The organism is Pseudarthrobacter sp. efr-133-R2A-89 (assembly GCF_030209315.1).
Taxonomy (GTDB): domain Bacteria; phylum Actinomycetota; class Actinomycetes; order Actinomycetales; family Micrococcaceae; genus Arthrobacter.
In genome coordinates, this window is sequence record NZ_JARVSE010000001.1 from 450,176 (window position 1) to 465,367 (window position 15,192).

General features: G+C 66.0%; 17 protein-coding genes. 11 read left to right on the forward strand and 6 right to left on the reverse strand.

Annotation, left to right across the window (positions count from 1 at the left end; genetic code table 11):
- Positions 1-11: 11 nt before the first annotated feature.
- Complete coding sequence (locus QRM95_RS02065) at positions 12-371, reverse strand: hypothetical protein (RefSeq protein ID WP_285246224.1); 360 nt, start codon at positions 369-371, stop codon at positions 12-14.
- Between the two features lie 170 nt (positions 372-541).
- On the opposite strand from QRM95_RS02065, the gene QRM95_RS02070 reads away from it, so the two are divergent.
- Positions 542-1,321, forward strand: coding sequence for a DUF4386 family protein (locus tag QRM95_RS02070; RefSeq protein ID WP_285246225.1), 780 nt, complete (start codon positions 542-544; stop codon positions 1,319-1,321).
- A 203-nt stretch (positions 1,322-1,524) separates the two neighbouring features.
- Here QRM95_RS02070 and QRM95_RS02075 read toward each other — a convergent pair whose 3' ends face one another.
- On the reverse strand, positions 1,525-2,982 hold the full coding sequence (locus QRM95_RS02075) for a DUF5129 domain-containing protein (protein WP_285246226.1): 1,458 nt from the start codon (positions 2,980-2,982) through the stop codon (positions 1,525-1,527).
- 141 nt (positions 2,983-3,123) lie between these two features.
- Between QRM95_RS02075 and QRM95_RS02080 the strand changes: the two genes are divergently transcribed.
- The 4 genes from QRM95_RS02080 to QRM95_RS02095 are packed head-to-tail and all read left to right on the forward strand — an operon-like array spanning position 3,124 to position 5,734.
- On the forward strand, positions 3,124-3,654 hold the full coding sequence (locus QRM95_RS02080) for a hypothetical protein (protein WP_285246227.1): 531 nt from the start codon (positions 3,124-3,126) through the stop codon (positions 3,652-3,654).
- On the forward strand, positions 3,651-3,845 hold the full coding sequence (locus QRM95_RS02085) for a hypothetical protein (protein ID WP_285246228.1): 195 nt from the start codon (positions 3,651-3,653) through the stop codon (positions 3,843-3,845). Before QRM95_RS02080 ends, QRM95_RS02085 begins: the two co-directional genes overlap by 4 nt.
- A 50-nt stretch (positions 3,846-3,895) precedes the next feature.
- Entirely contained in the window at positions 3,896-4,762 is an 867-nt protein-coding gene (locus QRM95_RS02090) for an HNH endonuclease (RefSeq protein ID WP_285246229.1), read from the forward strand.
- Between the two features lie 30 nt (positions 4,763-4,792).
- Entirely contained in the window at positions 4,793-5,734 is a 942-nt protein-coding gene (locus tag QRM95_RS02095) for an alpha/beta fold hydrolase (RefSeq protein ID WP_502934923.1), read from the forward strand.
- Between the two features lie 54 nt (positions 5,735-5,788).
- On the opposite strand, the gene QRM95_RS02100 is transcribed toward QRM95_RS02095, so the two are convergent.
- A complete protein-coding gene (locus QRM95_RS02100; protein WP_285246231.1) occupies positions 5,789-6,601 on the reverse strand; it encodes an IclR family transcriptional regulator in 813 nt (270 codons plus the stop codon).
- 40 nt (positions 6,602-6,641) lie between these two features.
- Positions 6,642-7,475: an NAD-dependent epimerase/dehydratase family protein gene (locus QRM95_RS02105; protein WP_285246232.1), complete on the reverse strand. Its 834-nt coding sequence runs from the start codon at positions 7,473-7,475 to the stop codon at positions 6,642-6,644.
- Positions 7,476-7,575: 100 nt separating this feature from the next.
- Here QRM95_RS02105 and QRM95_RS02110 point away from each other — a divergent pair, with 100 nt between their 5' ends.
- From QRM95_RS02110 to QRM95_RS02135, 6 genes are all read left to right on the forward strand, one after another.
- Entirely contained in the window at positions 7,576-8,901 is a 1,326-nt protein-coding gene (locus QRM95_RS02110; RefSeq protein ID WP_285246233.1) for an ABC transporter substrate-binding protein, read from the forward strand.
- The gene (locus tag QRM95_RS02115) at positions 8,898-9,848 is read left to right on the forward strand and encodes a carbohydrate ABC transporter permease (RefSeq protein WP_285246234.1); all 951 of its coding nucleotides are present in this window, start codon (positions 8,898-8,900) and stop codon (positions 9,846-9,848) included. The genes QRM95_RS02110 and QRM95_RS02115 overlap by 4 nt, the downstream gene beginning before the upstream one ends.
- Complete coding sequence (locus tag QRM95_RS02120; RefSeq protein WP_285246235.1) at positions 9,845-10,756, forward strand: carbohydrate ABC transporter permease; 912 nt, start codon at positions 9,845-9,847, stop codon at positions 10,754-10,756. Before QRM95_RS02115 ends, QRM95_RS02120 begins: the two co-directional genes overlap by 4 nt.
- Before the next feature lie 45 nt (positions 10,757-10,801).
- Positions 10,802-12,091 (forward strand): glucarate dehydratase family protein, encoded by a 1,290-nt coding sequence (locus QRM95_RS02125; protein ID WP_285246236.1) that lies wholly within the window; start codon positions 10,802-10,804, stop codon positions 12,089-12,091.
- Positions 12,085-13,269 carry a hypothetical protein gene (locus QRM95_RS02130; RefSeq protein WP_285246237.1) on the forward strand — a complete coding sequence of 395 codons (1,185 nt, stop codon included), beginning with the start codon at positions 12,085-12,087 and terminating at the stop codon, positions 13,267-13,269. The genes QRM95_RS02125 and QRM95_RS02130 overlap by 7 nt, the downstream gene beginning before the upstream one ends.
- A gap of 292 nt (positions 13,270-13,561) precedes the next feature.
- Complete coding sequence (locus QRM95_RS02135) at positions 13,562-14,116, forward strand: hypothetical protein (protein ID WP_285246335.1); 555 nt, start codon at positions 13,562-13,564, stop codon at positions 14,114-14,116.
- A 22-nt stretch (positions 14,117-14,138) separates the two neighbouring features.
- Here the strand turns inward: QRM95_RS02135 and QRM95_RS02140 are convergent, their stop codons facing one another.
- Positions 14,139-14,732: a hypothetical protein gene (locus QRM95_RS02140; RefSeq protein ID WP_285246238.1), complete on the reverse strand. Its 594-nt coding sequence runs from the start codon at positions 14,730-14,732 to the stop codon at positions 14,139-14,141.
- A 35-nt stretch (positions 14,733-14,767) separates the two neighbouring features.
- Positions 14,768-15,190 (reverse strand): hypothetical protein, encoded by a 423-nt coding sequence (locus QRM95_RS02145; RefSeq protein WP_285246239.1) that lies wholly within the window; start codon positions 15,188-15,190, stop codon positions 14,768-14,770.
- Positions 15,191-15,192: the final 2 nt, after the last annotated feature.

Below are 15,192 nucleotides of genomic sequence, written 5' to 3' on the forward strand. Positions count from 1 at the left end.
GAGGCCGTCGATCAACTTTTGGCACGGCTGAAGGTCAGGTCCCAAGGCTGTTTGCCGCGGGCAGATAATTGCCACCCGTCCCGGGATATGTCCCGGTGCAGTTGGCGGAGGCTGGCCTGCAGGCCCGGGGCCCACTGTTCCTCGGGAGGAGTCCGGTTCAGCGGCGGCGCGGGAAACGTCTCGCTGACGTAGAGCCAGCGGCCGTCGTCGGCTTTGCCTACGAACCGGAACTGCGTGCTCCCGTACTGGGAGCCGAGTGTGTAGAGGATACGGGCCCACCACTTGCGGGATGCAGCGTCCTCCAGCTGCACCCGGAGCTGTTCGGTATTGGCGGGGTTCTCGTCCACGTCGTCCTCATTCGCGCCCGTCATCGGTTTTCCGTCCACTCACGCCTGCAGTCTTGCAAGGACCGGCGCCACAGAACAGGGCACTTGGTACCTGGTTGGGCGAGAACCAACGCAACCGCCCGGCAGCCAGGCCAAATGGCACTGTCTTCGCCGATGCCCGAATGGCAGAGTCCAGGCATGGAGAAGCACCCGCCATGACAGTCCGGCAGCCACGCGCGTGGCATAGTCCTGAAACCCGCGGCGCAGTGGAGGCCCGCGGCCATAGTTGGCACCGCTTCTACCTCCTTGCAGGCGCGTCGTCGATCTTGTTTGTGGTCCTGCTCATAGTGGCCCTGGTGCTCGATTTCCTGGCACCTCCGCCGGTCCACGGCGGAGCCGCCACCCTTGAGTTCATCGCAGCCAACAAGGCCAACTACGTGGCCGAGCAAATTCTGTGGATCCTGCCAAATATCCTGCCGGTGCTTGTCTTTGCTGCCCTCTTCGTGGCCCTGTCGGTCTTCGACAGGAGCCTGGCACTCGTGGCCCTGATATTCGGCGCCCTGCCGTGGGCGCTGCTTCTGGCAGTGCCTGTCACCAGCAGGGGTTCCCTGAACCTGGTCTACCTCAGTGACCGGTTCGTGGCCGCCGGATCGGACGACGAACGCAGGGCCTATTCGATTGCCGCCGAGGCGATCATCGCCGAGAACAACACGCCCGCCGTCGCCGGTGTCCTGTCCGCCTTCGGAATTTTCCTGATGGGACTTGCCATGCTCAAGGGAACGGCCGTGTTCCCGCGGTACCTGCCGTGGCTCGGTATTGCCACGGGCGCCCTGGGCGTGGCCAGCGAGATTCTCCGCCACGCCGTGCCGGGCTTTTACTGGGGTTATGGAGTCTTGCTGTGGGCCTGGTTCATCGGCGCCGGGATCGCACTGATCCGGCTGCCGGTCCGTGCTGCCCGGCGGCAGGAACCGGCCAACCGGGACTTTGGGCCCTAAACGCCGGGCCGGGACCTCTGGAATGGTGGTCGGGGCCGGAACACCAACGCTGGGGTTGTGCATCCGCGCCGGATGGACCGGACAACGGCCAACCCAGCCTCGGCCGAGGCAGGAATCCCTGACCCCGGTACACCATCCGGCGCGGGATCGGCCGGCTTGGTTCGCTCGGCGTCGCGTAGGACCTCCCGGACACCGCCCCGGAACTAGAAGCTTGACGAACTGCCCGACCCGGAAAAGCTCCCACCGGTGCTGCCGTACCCGGTGGTGCCGCCACCACCCCTGGCCGAGTTGACACTGCCGATGCCGCTGGTGAATCCGGAGTTGAAGGTGGCAACGGAGAAAAACTGGTACGTGGGATAGCACGTGCCAAGGATGCTCGGTTCGTACCTGCGCTGCCCGCGGCGGGTGGGCCCTTCCTGGGCGGCGTCCATTTTCTCCCGCATCAAACGTGCCTCGTCCGCGTTCCTGGCGAACTTCTGAATGACCGTTTCGGCGTGCTGCTCCAACAGCTCCGATAGCCGGGACCGGGCGTCGTAGAGCCGGTCCAGCGCCTCCTCCGGCGTGATTGCCCCGTCCGCCAGGTCCGCCGTCCAGCGCTCGATCTCCCGCAGGCTTTCGTCCCGGAAGGACCGCAGGGCAGCAGCGCTGGCGGACTCACCCTGCCCGTGACGCTTTGCCAGGAGTTGCTCCAGCCCGGCCAGGTCCGTGCGGAACGGTGCAAGCTGCCGGTCCCACGCGGTGGGCCAGGTGGCCGCCCGGTTCAGCAGGGCATTGCTGTCCGCGATGACGTCATCCAAGGCATCCAGCTGCGCTGCGTTATCGGCGAATTCGCGGGCAAGGTTGAGGCTCTTCCGCCGGCTCAGCGCTCGCCGCGGGAGCGCGTGCACCTGGTTGGACAACTCCGTGGTGGCTGCGTACCGGCTCAGGAAAGTGCGGTGCTTCTCCAGGACCTGGCTGCCATAGCGCGACGATTCGGGGATGGTGCCCGCGTTCAGCTCCGTGACCTCCAGGTCCATGCTGACGTTGGCGTAGCTGCGGTCCCCCCGTTCGATCTGCCTGCGGCACCTGGCCCGTGTCACGCCGCGGACGGTAAGCCATGAGGCTGCGCCCAGCGCCGCCAGCCCGCCGGTTACCCACACCGTGATCAGGAACCCAGCAGAGCGGTACCAGGGCTGGTTGATGAGCTCGGCTGCCCGGCGGATGCCGGCCACGGTGCCGTCGGTCCACTGGGCGTCGCGGAAGAGTTCCTTCGATGCGTCCTGGATGTCGCCGCGCTGATCCAAGGAGACTTTCCTGTCCTCACCCATGTAGGTGCCCACATGGCGGCCCACAGGATCAAGCGCGAAAATGAACAACCCCTCCGCCCATTTCTGCCCATCGGCACTGATCCATTCCGGGTGCCGGGACCGGGCAAACGCGAGGACCGTTTCGTTGAGGTTGTCCGCCGCGGTTCCGTTGTAGGTGAAGATTGCGACTCGGGTGGGTTCGTAGAACTGGATACTTTCGACGGCGGGGACCAGTGTGTTCCGGTCCAGCACCCCTGCGGTGTCCTCCACAACGACGGCCACGGGCGCACTCGCGGCGCCCGCAGCCGGCACCGCCACGAGGAGGACACCCAGCGCAAGCACGATCACACCAATCCGGTTGGACAGAGTACCCATATGCCTCTCCTCACTGCGTGGAATCAGGATGGAACCAGGACCACGCCGGACAAAGGGCCAAAGGTCCCGCCGGGCCGCGTCCCGGCGGGCCGAGGCAGTTTCCTCCCGGCCGCCGGCCGGGCCGCCGCATAAGCTGGCCTGGTGACCCCTGCACCTTCCCCCGGCGTCCTGGACGTCGTCGTCCATTCAGGACCTGCTGACTGGTGGGTCATCCTCGCCGGGCTCGGGCCGCTGGCCGTTCTCATCGCGGCACTGCTGGCCTTCTACATCAACTGGCGGACGCTGAAGCAGCGCACCGCCGCGGACAAGACATCGCTGGAGCAAAAGCGCGAAGCGGACGCCAATGCCTTGCAGCAAAAGACGGCGGCGGACAGCCGGTCCGAGTGGTGGCGGCGGACCCAGTGGGCCCTGGACAGGGCCTTGGACCCGGACGAAGGAACAAAGGCACTGGGGCTGGCCACCCTTGAGGTGCTGGCACGGAGCGAGCTCGCGCGCACCGAGGAGCTCGAGCTGTTCGATATTGCCTGGAAGAGTGTCTCCGGGGAAGAAAACGGGGAGGACGCTGAGACGGACACGGACTCATGGGAGAAGGCGGCCGGCGTGGACGGCCACGCCATCTTGGGCGAGAATGAAACGAAGGATGAAGAAACTGCGGAGGAGGTTGGACCATGAGCGCGACGTCACCTGAGCACCGTTATGTCCACCAGGTACGGAAAACCGCTGCCCCCTCGGCCACGAAGAAGGCAACCCCCGCCGAGCACCGGGTCCAGGTCGCTGCGGCCCGGCTGCGGGTCACGCTCGATGAACGGCTGGGGCGCGAAACACCCGCCAAGACCAAGGCGCTGGCCAAGGAACCGATCTAAATCCCGCTGCACGGTGGGGGCCGGCTTCGCGCGCCAAGACGAGGTGAACGGTGGCTGCTGTAATACTGGCCATGGACGCCGACGCACTGCACCGCCGGGACTACCGTGCCGCCGTCGAACAGGTCGTGGAGTTCGGCAGGTTCGTGGACCGGTGGAAACTTGATTCCCGGCCGGAAGCAGTCCCGGGAACGGAAGCCTGGTTGCTGCTGCGCGGCAGCACGCAGGGCAATGGCCTGATCGGCCACGGGCTGGTGGTGTCCGAGCCGTACCAGGTCCCGGCAAGCGGGGATGCCGCTGAAACCGACTGGTTTATCACGGTGGCCTTTGACTCGCTGCTGCCCGTGGGTGAACAGACCGGGCCCGAAATCATTGAGTCCGCATTTCCGGGCGGTTTCCCTGCCGGTGCGTCCGTCCAGTCCTTGGTGGCAGTACCGCCGGGATCAGAGCCAGCCCTTCGCAGGCTGTGGCGTGGCGAGGGTCCTGCGACGACGGAGCCCGGCGAACTCCCCGGCGGAACCTTTCACCCGTCTGCCGCCCGCCACGTCCAAGTGAACCGTTACGAGCGGGACCCGGATGCGCGCAGGTTGTGTTTGGCGTTCCACGGCACGTCCTGCGCGGCCTGCGGCTTTTCCTTTGAAGCCACGTACGGTGTGGCCGGTGCCGCCATGGTTGCCGTGCACCACCTGGTTCCGGCAGAGATGCTGGGGAACGGCTATCAGCTTGACCCCGTGGCCGATCTCGTCCCGTTGTGCCGGAACTGCCATACGGTCGCGCACGGCGAGAACCCGCCCCGCACGGTTGCCGAACTGCGCACCATGGCCACCGCCGGCGGCCATGTGGCGGGTCACGTGGTCAGCATGGCCCAACTCCAAGCGCAGGCCGATGCGCGCCGGATCCTCGAAGGCGGCCCGGCGTAGGGTTTACCGGACTATGTTGGGACCATGGCAATGCCTGGCCGGAGCGGGGACGGGGAAGACCCCGGGGTCTTGGGTCGTGCCCGGATGGACGCGGCCGCACTGCTGGATGCGGGGCTCGGCGACGTCGACTGGGCGGTCCCGCCGCCAGGCTCGGTGGGCTTCACCATCGACGTGCCAAGCGGCCAGCTTGCCGCCGTCGCGTTGGGCGATCCGGATGACCCCTGCGTCGTGCTGGTCCCCGGCGCCACAGGCTCGAAAGAGGATTTTTCCCTGATGATGCCTGACCTCGCCGCGGCAGGCTACTTTGTTCTGGCCTACGACCTTGCAGGCCAGTACCAGTCAGCCGGGGCCGGCCCGGAGAACCTGGCTCCGCCACGCAACCATTACGACTACCGGCTGTTCGTGGATGACTTTGTGGCCGTCCTGGAAACGATGGCAACGCCGGTCCATGTGGTTGGGTACTCGTTCGCGGCCATCATCGCCCAACTCGCCTTTGTGGAGCGGCCCGGGCTCTTCCGGTCCCTGACACTGCTGGCCTGCCCGCCTGAGCCTGGACAGGGCTTCAAGGGAGTGGGCAGGATCGGCCGGTTCAGCACGTGGGTGAACGGCCGGGCAGGGGCCGCCCTGCTGATCTGGGGCATCCGCAGTGGCCGGGTGGCGAGGGTCCCGCGGGGCAGGCAGCGGTTTGTGAACTACCGGTTCCGTTTCACCCGTCGGGCCTCGATCCGGGACATCTACACCCTCATGCAGCATGTTCCGGACGTCCGGCAGGAGTTGGCCCGGGCATCCGTGCCCAAGTTCGTAGCGGTCGGCGACCACGACCTGTGGCCGCTGACCCTGCACCGGCAGTTTGCCCAGGCCATCAGGGCACGGATCGGGGTATACCGGGGTGGCCACAGCCCCTGCGAAACATCACCCCACGAGTTCAGCCGGGATTTGCTGGCCCTGTACGCCGGGGCCGGGGAGGCGTAGCGCCCTGCTGCCGCCAGGGGCCGGTGGAGTGGCAGCCAGGCCCTGAGGGAAGGCCTAGCGGATGCCTGCGGCGCGCAAAGTGCGGGCCAGTTCGCCGGCCGCTGAGTGCAGGGTCTCCACGGTCTTTTCGATGACGTCATCAGTGGCAAGCTCGATCGGCATGGAGCAGCTCATGGCGTCCGTGCCGGGGATGCGGTACGGGACCACCACACTGACACAGCACAGCCCAACCGTGTTCTGTTCCCACTCCACGGCGTGCCCGGTTTTCCGGAATTTGGCCAGCTCTGCCTGCAGCGCCCCAAAGTCGGGCACCGTGTTGGGGGTCAGCGGGGCGTAAGGTCCCGGGCCAAGCCGTTGCATAACTTCCTCGTCGGTGTATTCGGACAGGATGGCCTTCCCCAAGGCGGTCACCTGGGCCGGCAGCTTGCGGCCCACCCGGGAGGAAAGCCGGCGGCGGTCCACAGCCTGCCGGGTGGCCAGGTAAATGACGTCGGAACGGTCCAGGCGGGCGTAGTGGGTGGTGAAGGTAGTCGCGTTGCGGACTTTTTCCAGGATGCCGGAGACGTGTTCCATCACAGGATCACGGTCAAGGTAGGCGGTGCCGCACAGGAGTGCATGCGTGCCGATCCGGTAGGCGCCCTCCGGCGTCTGCTCGATCCAGTTGAGCTCAAGCAATGTCAGCAGCAGCCAGTGCAAGCTGGAGCGCGGATAGCCCGTCAGTTTGAAGATCTCGGCGGTGGTCAGCGGCTGTGGGGCCGCAGCGACCAGTTCGAGGATCGCGATGGTCCGCTCGGCGGACTTCACCAGTTTCACGTCGCCGCCCGGCGCCTCCCCGCGCGGACTCTCCTGTACCTCGAGTGATGCCATCAGTACTCCCCCTGTCGCCACAGTCCCGGCTCGCCGCGGCTCATTTGGCGGCCAGGTGCGGGTAGTTGTCTATTCCCACCTTATGGTCACTGCCCGCCCAGGCGCCGCCAAGGAGTGCAGCCCATTCATCGGGAGTCGTGGTGTCAACGTCGCCGGCGAAGTCCTCCGCGTTGTCCTGCGGCTCAAAGCCGATGGCACGGCCGGCTTCCAGGCTGGCCCACCCCCGGCTGTTGGCGGATACCGCCCACACCACATGGTGGCCGGGCGCGCCCGCAGCGCTGAGTGCAGCCTCTACCAGGCGGAAGGAATCCGCCGGGGAGAGCCAGGAACCAAGGGTCCGCAGGTTTTCCGGGCGCTCACCGCCGGTGCCGATCCGCGCGCTGACCACCTTCATGCCGAACTTGTCGGCGTACAGGCTGCCCAGCGCCTCCACGGCGGCTTTGCTGACGCCGTAGTAGGTGTCCGGGCGCGGCGCCAGGACAGCGTCCGCAGCCGCCGCGTGCGTGGGATGGAATCCCACGGCGTGCGTGGAGCTGGCCAGGAGGACGCGGTCGACGCCGTTGCGACGGGCCGCTTCAAGCGTCACCTGGGTGCCGGTGATGTTGGTGGACACAATTTCCTCCCACGTTTTCTCGCGGTGCAGGCCGCCCCAATGCACGACCCCGGTGACGCCGGCGAGGGCGGCGTTCATGAATTCGGGGTCCGTTACCGATCCCACATGTACCGACTCGTTTGAACGGGGTCCGGGGGCCTCTGCCAGGTCCAGCAGCCGGACGGCGTAGCCGGCGTCTGCCAGGTAAGGCCGCAGCAGCGTGGCCATCATTCCTGCCCCTCCCGTGACGGCAACAGTGATGGGCTTCGATGGTGCGGCCAAGATTCCTCCAGTGGTTGACAGCCTGTGATCACAATCATACTCTCGTGAAGTACGTTTCACATAGTAACAGTCATTTATATATGTAAAAAGGAGAATCAGAGTGGATTCGAAATTCAAGTCCCGCTCCCGGGCGGCGCTGGCGCTGTCCATCGCTTCGGCCGCCTTGCTGACCGGCTGCGGCAGCGGATCTTCGGCACCGGCGGCAAAGGATGATGGTCAACCCATCGAGGTGTGGGCGCGAGCGGGAACCGATGCCGCCACCACTTACGCCGCACTGTTCAAGGAGTTCACCGCCAAGACGGGTGTGCAGGTCAACTTCCAGGGTGTCCCGGACCTGGACCAGCAACTCCAGACCAGGGCGGCATCCAAAAAACTGCCCGACATCGTCATCAACGACTCAGCTGCCCTGGGCAATTACACATCGCAGGGCTACCTGCAGAAAATTGACAAGTCCTCCGTCGCCGGGAACGACACGATCCCCGACTCCCTGTGGAAGGAGACGCAAGGCCTGGACGGCTCCACGTACGGCGTTCCGTTCTCCCGCCAGACAATGGTGACTATGATCCGAAAAGACTGGCGTGAAAAACTGGGCCTTCCCATTCCCAAGACGCAGGAGGACCTGGCCAAGCTCGCGACCGCTTTCGCCACGCAGGACCCGGACGGCAACGGCCAGGCCGACACCTATGGCATGACTGTTCCCGGCTCCACGGAGCGCGGCTACTTCGGCTGGTGGGCCTCCTCCTACCTCTGGCAGGACGGCGGGGCCTACCTCAAGGACAACGGCAACGGGAAGTACTCGGCCTCCGCATCCGACGCCCAGGCGGGCGTCACCTGGATCAAACAGCAGTTCTGCACCCCCGGCAACACCCAGCCGGGCGCCCTCACCGCGGCCACCAGCGCCGCGACCCCCTTCTTCCAGACCGGCAAAACAGGCATCATCCTGACCGGCCCCTACAACTTCTCCTCATTCGATGCCTCTCTCGGCAAGGACAAGTACGAGGTCATCGAGACCCCCAAGGGCAGCAAGGACAACACCGTCCTGGCAGAAGGCGAGAACATCTACGTCACTGCCACCAACGGCAAGAAGGACCAGACCAAGCAGGTGATCGACTACCTCGTCTCCGCAGAGGGACAGAAGGCGGGCATGACGGCCGGCAAGCAGCCGATCGTCCGTGTTCCGGTGAATTCGGGCGTCGACGCCGCCGCCGTCTACAACGATCCGCGCTGGGCCGTGGTCCAGGATGCGTTGAAGAACTCTTCGAAGGCCTTCCCGTCCGCCATCAACTTCGTCCCGATCAAGCAGGCCGCCGCGGAAGCACTGAACAAGATCGCCTCCGACTGCGCTGCGGACAACGTGTCGTCCGGCCTCAAGGACCTTGACACCGCCATCAACAACGAACTGACAAGCCAGAACGCGAAGTCATGACCACAGCCCCAACCAAACCGGCAAGGTCGCTGACCGGAGCTCCGGATACGGGCCAGGTGCCGGTGCGCAGGAAGCGCAGCAACGGCAAGCAACTCCTGGCCATCTGGCTCTTCCTGGTGCCGGCGGCCGTGCTGGGCCTCTATTTCAAGTTCATCCCCATGGTCGAGGGCATCCGGCTGAGCTTCTTCAAGGTCCAGCCGTTCCTGGGGGACGTGTTTGTCGGCATGGACAACTACATCAGCGTCCTGACGGACGCCCGGTTCATGGAAGCCCTGGGCCACACCGTGGTACTCGGCGTGACCCAGACGCTGGGCGCGCTGGTGGTCGGGTTCGCCCTGGCTCTTCTCCTTGAAGGCCAGGCCCGGTCGCTGTGGATCCTGCGCACCACCATCTTCCTCCCCGTTGTTACGGCCCTGGCCGTCGTAGGCGAGATCTGGCGGATCCTGTACTTCCCCACCGCCGACGGACCGCTGAACAACATCCTGGGCTGGCTGGGACTCGGTCCGCTGCAGTTCCTCAACGGTACGGACACGGCACTGTGGTCCATCGCCGTCGTCGGCATCTGGAGCGGCGCACCCTACAACATGGTGATCATCCTCGCCGGACTCACCGGCGTGGACCGCTCCCTCTACGAATCGGCGGGGGTGGACGGAGCCAGCATCTGGCAGCGTCTGCGGTACATCACCTTGCCCGCACTGCGCCCGTCGCTGGTGATTGTCCTGACCCTTGCCGCCATCCGGAGCCTTCGCAGTTTCACTGAGGTCTACGTACTCACCGGCGGCGGTCCCGCCGGGTCCACCGAAGTCTGGATGACGCGCATGTACTCGCTCGGATTCCAGCGCAATGACATCGGGGTCGCGTCGGCGGCCGCCGTCCTCCTGCTGGTGGTTACCCTGCTGCTCACCGTAGGGACCCAGCTTGTTGGCAAAAGGAAGGCCGCACGATGACCCATACCGTTTCTCGCCCCAAGGCGCGCACAGCCAAGCCTTCTGCCGGCGCACGCTTCGATACCGCCCTGGGCTGGTCTCCCCGGCTGGGACCGAACATGGTCCTCCGCGTCCTGCTCTGCGTGCTGGTCTTCTGCATCTTTGCGCTGCCCTTCGTCGCGATCATTTCCGGTGCCTTTGACCGGAATTCCAGCCCCACGGACATATCGCTGCTGCCCAAGAACTTCACGCTGCGGAATTTTGAGGCCGCCACGCAGCAGGGGCTGTGGGGTTACCTGCTGAACTCCCTGGTGGTGGCCGGTGGCGGACTCCTGCTGCAGATGACGGTTTCGGTGTTCGCCGCCTACAGCCTGAGCCGGAAGAAGTTCCGGGGACAGGCCCTGGTGCTGCTCCTGGTCCTGATGACCATGATGCTCCCGGAAGAGATCATCGGCATCCCGCTGTCCCTCGTCCTTGGCGATTTGCCGCTGCTGGGGATCAGCCTGCGCGGTTCCGTCCTGGCGGTCATCCTCCCGGTAGGCATCTGGGGTTTCTCCATCTTCATCATGAGCGAATTCATGAAGGAGATCCCGGGCGAGATCGAGGAAGCCGCCCGGCTGGACGGAGTGGGCGAATTCCGGATGCTGTTCACCATCATCCTGCCGCTCTGCAAACCCGCCCTCGGCGTCATCGGAATCTTCGGCTTCATGATGGTCTGGGACCAGTACCTGCTGCCCCTCATCGCCGCCAATGATCCCAGCGACTACACCCTGACCGTCGCCCTCTCGGTACTCCGCAATGACACCACGGTGGGACCCGGTGTGCTGCTGGCCGGCGCCCTGATGGCCATGATTCCCAGCCTCCTGGTGTACCTCTTCCTGCAACGCTCCATGATCCGCGGCATCACTTCCGGCGCCACCAAGGGGTAGGGCATACCCTTCGCTCCCCGCCGCCCATTCCACGAAAGAAACCTTATGAAAACCAGCACCACCCTCCACGCAGCGTCCACACCCACAGCGGCGGACCTCACCATCACGGACATCACCATCACCCCCATTGCGTTCTCAGACCCGCCGCTGCTGAACGCCGTCGGACTGCACGAACCCCTGGTCCACCGGGTGGTCATTGAGGTCCGGACAGCCAAAGGCCTGCTGGGGCTGGGCGAATGCGCCGGCGGCCGCAGCCGGTTGGACAACCTTGCGGTAGGAGCCAACGCCATCAAAGGCGTGAATATCTTCGAGACCACCCGGATGGAACAGCTGATCAACCAGGCCCTCGACCCCGCCCTGTCCGCGTTCGAACGCGCGGCCGTCTTTTCCGCTTTCGAGGTTGCCGCGCTGGACATCCAGGGACACGCCACTGGCCGGACTGTCAGCGAACTGCTGGGCGGCACGGTCCGCAATCAAGTTCCCTTCAGCGCCTACCTCTTCTACAAGTGGAAGGAACATCCGGCCATGGACGGCAAGCCTGCCATTGGCGACGAGTGGGGCGAGGCGCTGGACCCTGCGGGCATCGTCAGGCAGGCACAAAAGATGATTTCCGAATACGGGTTCAAGTCCATCAAGCTCAAGGGCGGAGTCTTTCCGCCGGCGGAGGAAATCGAGGCCATCCGAGCCCTGCGCGAAGCATTCCCGGACATGCCGCTGCGGCTCGACCCCAACACCGCGTGGACCGTGGAAACGTCCCGGTGGGTTGCCCGGGAAACCGAGGGTTTGCTGGAGTACCTGGAGGATCCGACGCCGGGCCTGGAGGGAATGGGCCAGGTGGCCGCCGTGGCCACCATGCCCCTGGCCACCAACATGTGCGTCGTTGCTTTCGAGCACATCAAGCGGAGCGTCGAGCTGGACTCGGTCCAGGTCATCCTCGGCGACCACCACTACTGGGGCGGCCTGCGCCACACCCGGGAGCTCGGAGCCATTTGCGAGACGTTCGGAATAGGATTGTCCATGCACTCCAACTCCCACCTGGGCATCAGCCTCGCCGCCATGGTGCACGTGGCCGCGGCCACCCCGGCCCTGACCTACGCCTGTGACACCCACTATCCCTGGAACGGGCACAACGATGTAGTCAAGCCCGGCGCCCTGCGCTTCGAGGACGGCAGCGTCCGGGTTCCAACAGGCACGGGATTGGGCGTGGAACTGGACCGGGACAAACTGGCCGAACTGCACCAGCAGTACCTGGACGCCCGGATGACGGCCCGGGATGACACCGGCTACATGCAGCGCTTCGTACCTGGGTTCACGGCGGACCTCCCCCGGTGGTAGGGACGCGGGGGCCGCGGGCCACCGGCTACCTCTATCCCTGGGACGTGCTGGGTGATCCCGACGCCGTTCACTGGATCAAGGCCAGTGGCGTGGATCGGGTGGCACTTGCCGCCGCCTACCATTCGGTGCGGGCCGGTACGCCAAGGCACCCCGGCCGCCGCGTGGTGGACGCCCAATCCGCGGCACTCTATGTTCCCGCCGCCGATGCGTTCGCAGGCAACCCCCTGGTCCCCGGCAGTGCGCGCGAATGGACGGGGACGGAGAACGCGTTCGGTGAGGCCGCTTCGGTACTCCGGGCCGCCAACATCCCGGTGGACGCATGGACGGTCCTGACCCACTCAAGCGCAGCCGGGGGCAACAACCCCGGCATGTGCGTGCGCAACGCCTTCGGCGACGTCTACAGCTACGCGTTGTGCCCCTCACACCCGGAGGTCCGCGGATACGCAGCCGGCATCGTGGCCCAGGTCCTGGCGCACGGGCAGCCCGACGGCCTCATCCTGGAGGCGGTGGGTCCGCTGGGATTCAGCCACCAGAACCGGCACGAAAAGACAGAGGGGGCGGAGTACTCACCATGGGTGCAGGCTCTGTTGTCGCTGTGTTTCTGCGAGGCATGCAAGGCGTCCTATGAGGCGCGCGGCCTGCCTGCTGCCGTGGAGCAGGACCGGGTGCGGGCAGCCATTGTGGAATCAGAGGATCCCGGGCTGACCCCAGCCACAGCGGCCGATGCGCAGGACTTCCTCCCACTGCTGGAGATCAGGTGGGACGCCGCAGCAGCGCTTCTTGATCAGTGCCTGGCAGCCGTTGACGCCTCCGGCTCCAGTCTCCGCATCTCCCTGCACGCCTCGCCGGATCCCTGGAACACAGGACCGTTCCTGCCGGCGGAGGCCCTGCGCAGGAGCCGGCTGCGGAGGCAGCGTGGTGACCTGACCGCCGTCGTGCCTTGCTGGGGCAGCCCGGACAACGGGGCGCTGACGGTCAAAGCCATGTCAGCCGACGGTGTGCGCACAGGTGCCTACGTCCTGGCGTTGCCGCCAAAGGCGCCCGACGGCGGCGGGTTGGCCGGCGAGTGGGACGCACTTCATGCCGCTGGCGCCGACGAGCTGCACGTCTATCATCTGGGACTTGCCTCGACCAGGCGGCTTTCGGCGATTTCGCAGGTACTCGAAAGCCTCCGCTGACGGCCTGGTCCAGGGCGGGCCCCGGCGCGCTGCCGCCCTGTTCTCCACCGCCCCGGTCCGAATCTTGAGCCAAATTTGTGGGGAACGTGGGCGGCCATTGGGGTTCCACCCCTACCGTTAAAGCCAAGGTCCTGCCGGCAAGGCAGGACCTTGGCACCAGGGACAGGACCGGCGGCCAGAGCATCCACGAGACCATGGGTGCCGCCCCCCAAACGCCGCCGGTCCAGCCCCGCCTCGTCCGCCGGTGTTGGTTGCGTTCACCGGTGTCCGCGCCCACGATGGAAGCGTGCGAATGAAAGGCTTCCGGCGCCGGCTGGCTTTGACCCTCTGCCTTCTGGTGCCGGCGGCCGGAATGGCCGGGTGTTCCTATGACTACCCGGATCCGGCGCACAGCCCCGTCACCGAAGCTGACGGCACGGCCACGGCCGCGACGGCGGAATCCGTCGCAAGCCCCACCGACCCCCAGGTCCTCGAGCGCGAGCTGAGGAACTACCAGGATTTGGACGGACTCCTCAAGGCTGTCCCGGGGGAGGTCCTCCTATTTCAAGAAGGGCCCCTGGACGGACCCGCCAGGGGCTTTGGCACCACTGAACAAGTCGCCACGGCCGGAGAATATACCGTCACGGCCGGCTGCGTCGGCGCCGCCAATGCCAAGATCTACATCCGCCAGGAAAATCCGACGGTCACCCTCTGGCCGGTCGAACTGACGGTGGACTGCCCCGGATCCACCTCACAGGTGGTCACACTGCAACAGGGCTATGTTTCCGCGCACCTGTCCCTGCCAACGCCAGCAGACACGCCCTGGACGGGGTCGGTGGCCGGAGTTCGGGTGACCGGCGTGTCTTAGAGGCAGCGCCAGGCCTTCGTTTTCACCTTGCCGGTTCTTGAACGTCGATATCCATCGTCTTGTCCCCGCACACCAGCCGCAGCCCCGGCTCCCCCGCGTCGAGCCGGCACGCCTGGTCCGTTACCCGCGGCCACCCGGCCAGCTCGGGGGCGCTGCGGGCCCACTTGTAGCGGAAGCTGCCGTACTCCGTGTAGATGTCCACCACGTCTCCGTCGAACCCGTCCTGGGTAACGAGCACCGACCGTCCGTCCGCGGCTTCCAGTCTGACCGTATCCCGTATCCCCGTGGCCCCAAGGACGGCGAAGGCGAAAACCACCCCAAGACAGGGCGCAGCCGCTGCGGTCCCCACTGCGGTCGCCCATCCGGCGAGCCGTCGCACCGGTCTCCTGCGAATACGGCCGATCAGTATCGGCAGAAGAAGCAGCAGGCCTGCCGTGCCGACGGGAACCGCGACGACGAGAAGCCCAGCGGCCAGGGAGTCCAAAGGGGTGCCAACGAACAACAGTTGGTGCTCACGCCGGGCGGCCCAATATGCCTCGTCAAGTATGCAGAAACTCGTTGCCGCCAGGGCGGCGCCGGTGAGCAGGACGACGCCCCAGATCGAGCGGCTCCTCATTGTCCCGCTTTTCCGGGCGGCGGTCCGGGCCACGTTCACCTGACGGCCACGTCCCTCCAGACGGCCAGTCGGCCCAGGGCAGCGGCTAGACCAACGGTTGCCCACAGGCCAAGGGCTTCGATGGACCAACCGAAGCCGAGCACGGATCCCAGCGCCCAGAAGCCCAGTGTCGGCACGATAAAGAATGCGGCAACATGGATCCACTGGTTGCGGATGGGCCGGAGCAGGCGGCCGAGGATCCATGCCAGCGGGACTCCCGTGGCCAACGCGATGCCATACCCGTACATCAGGACCATCAGGGCAAGGTCGAGCAGGAACCCCTGCGAGGTGGCGGCCAGCACGATATACAGGCCGACGAGCCACAATGTCGTGGTGATGGCCCAGCCCTTGAAGAGCGCCCGGCCTGTCAGGATCACGCCGCTCCTGATCAGGACGTCTCCGGCGTCACCGGGTGTCATGG

Excerpts from the sequence above, each read along its gene's own strand:
- QRM95_RS02135 (WP_285246335.1), top strand. The coding sequence starts at position 13,562 with ATGAAAGGCTTCCGGCGCCGGCTGGCTTTGACCCTCTGCCTTCTGGTG.
- QRM95_RS02065 (WP_285246224.1), bottom strand. The coding sequence starts at position 371 with ATGACGGGCGCGAATGAGGACGACGTGGACGAGAACCCCGCCAATACC.
- QRM95_RS02120 (WP_285246235.1), top strand. The coding sequence starts at position 9,845 with ATGACCCATACCGTTTCTCGCCCCAAGGCGCGCACAGCCAAGCCTTCT.
- QRM95_RS02070 (WP_285246225.1), top strand. The coding sequence starts at position 542 with ATGACAGTCCGGCAGCCACGCGCGTGGCATAGTCCTGAAACCCGCGGC.
- QRM95_RS02145 (WP_285246239.1), bottom strand. The coding sequence starts at position 15,190 with ATGACACCCGGTGACGCCGGAGACGTCCTGATCAGGAGCGGCGTGATC.
- QRM95_RS02095 (WP_502934923.1), top strand. The coding sequence starts at position 4,793 with ATGCCTGGCCGGAGCGGGGACGGGGAAGACCCCGGGGTCTTGGGTCGT.
- QRM95_RS02125 (WP_285246236.1), top strand. The coding sequence starts at position 10,802 with ATGAAAACCAGCACCACCCTCCACGCAGCGTCCACACCCACAGCGGCG.
- QRM95_RS02085 (WP_285246228.1), top strand. The coding sequence starts at position 3,651 with ATGAGCGCGACGTCACCTGAGCACCGTTATGTCCACCAGGTACGGAAA.
- QRM95_RS02115 (WP_285246234.1), top strand. The coding sequence starts at position 8,898 with ATGACCACAGCCCCAACCAAACCGGCAAGGTCGCTGACCGGAGCTCCG.
- QRM95_RS02140 (WP_285246238.1), bottom strand. The coding sequence starts at position 14,732 with ATGAGGAGCCGCTCGATCTGGGGCGTCGTCCTGCTCACCGGCGCCGCC.
- QRM95_RS02075 (WP_285246226.1), bottom strand. The coding sequence starts at position 2,982 with ATGGGTACTCTGTCCAACCGGATTGGTGTGATCGTGCTTGCGCTGGGT.
- QRM95_RS02100 (WP_285246231.1), bottom strand. The coding sequence starts at position 6,601 with ATGGCATCACTCGAGGTACAGGAGAGTCCGCGCGGGGAGGCGCCGGGC.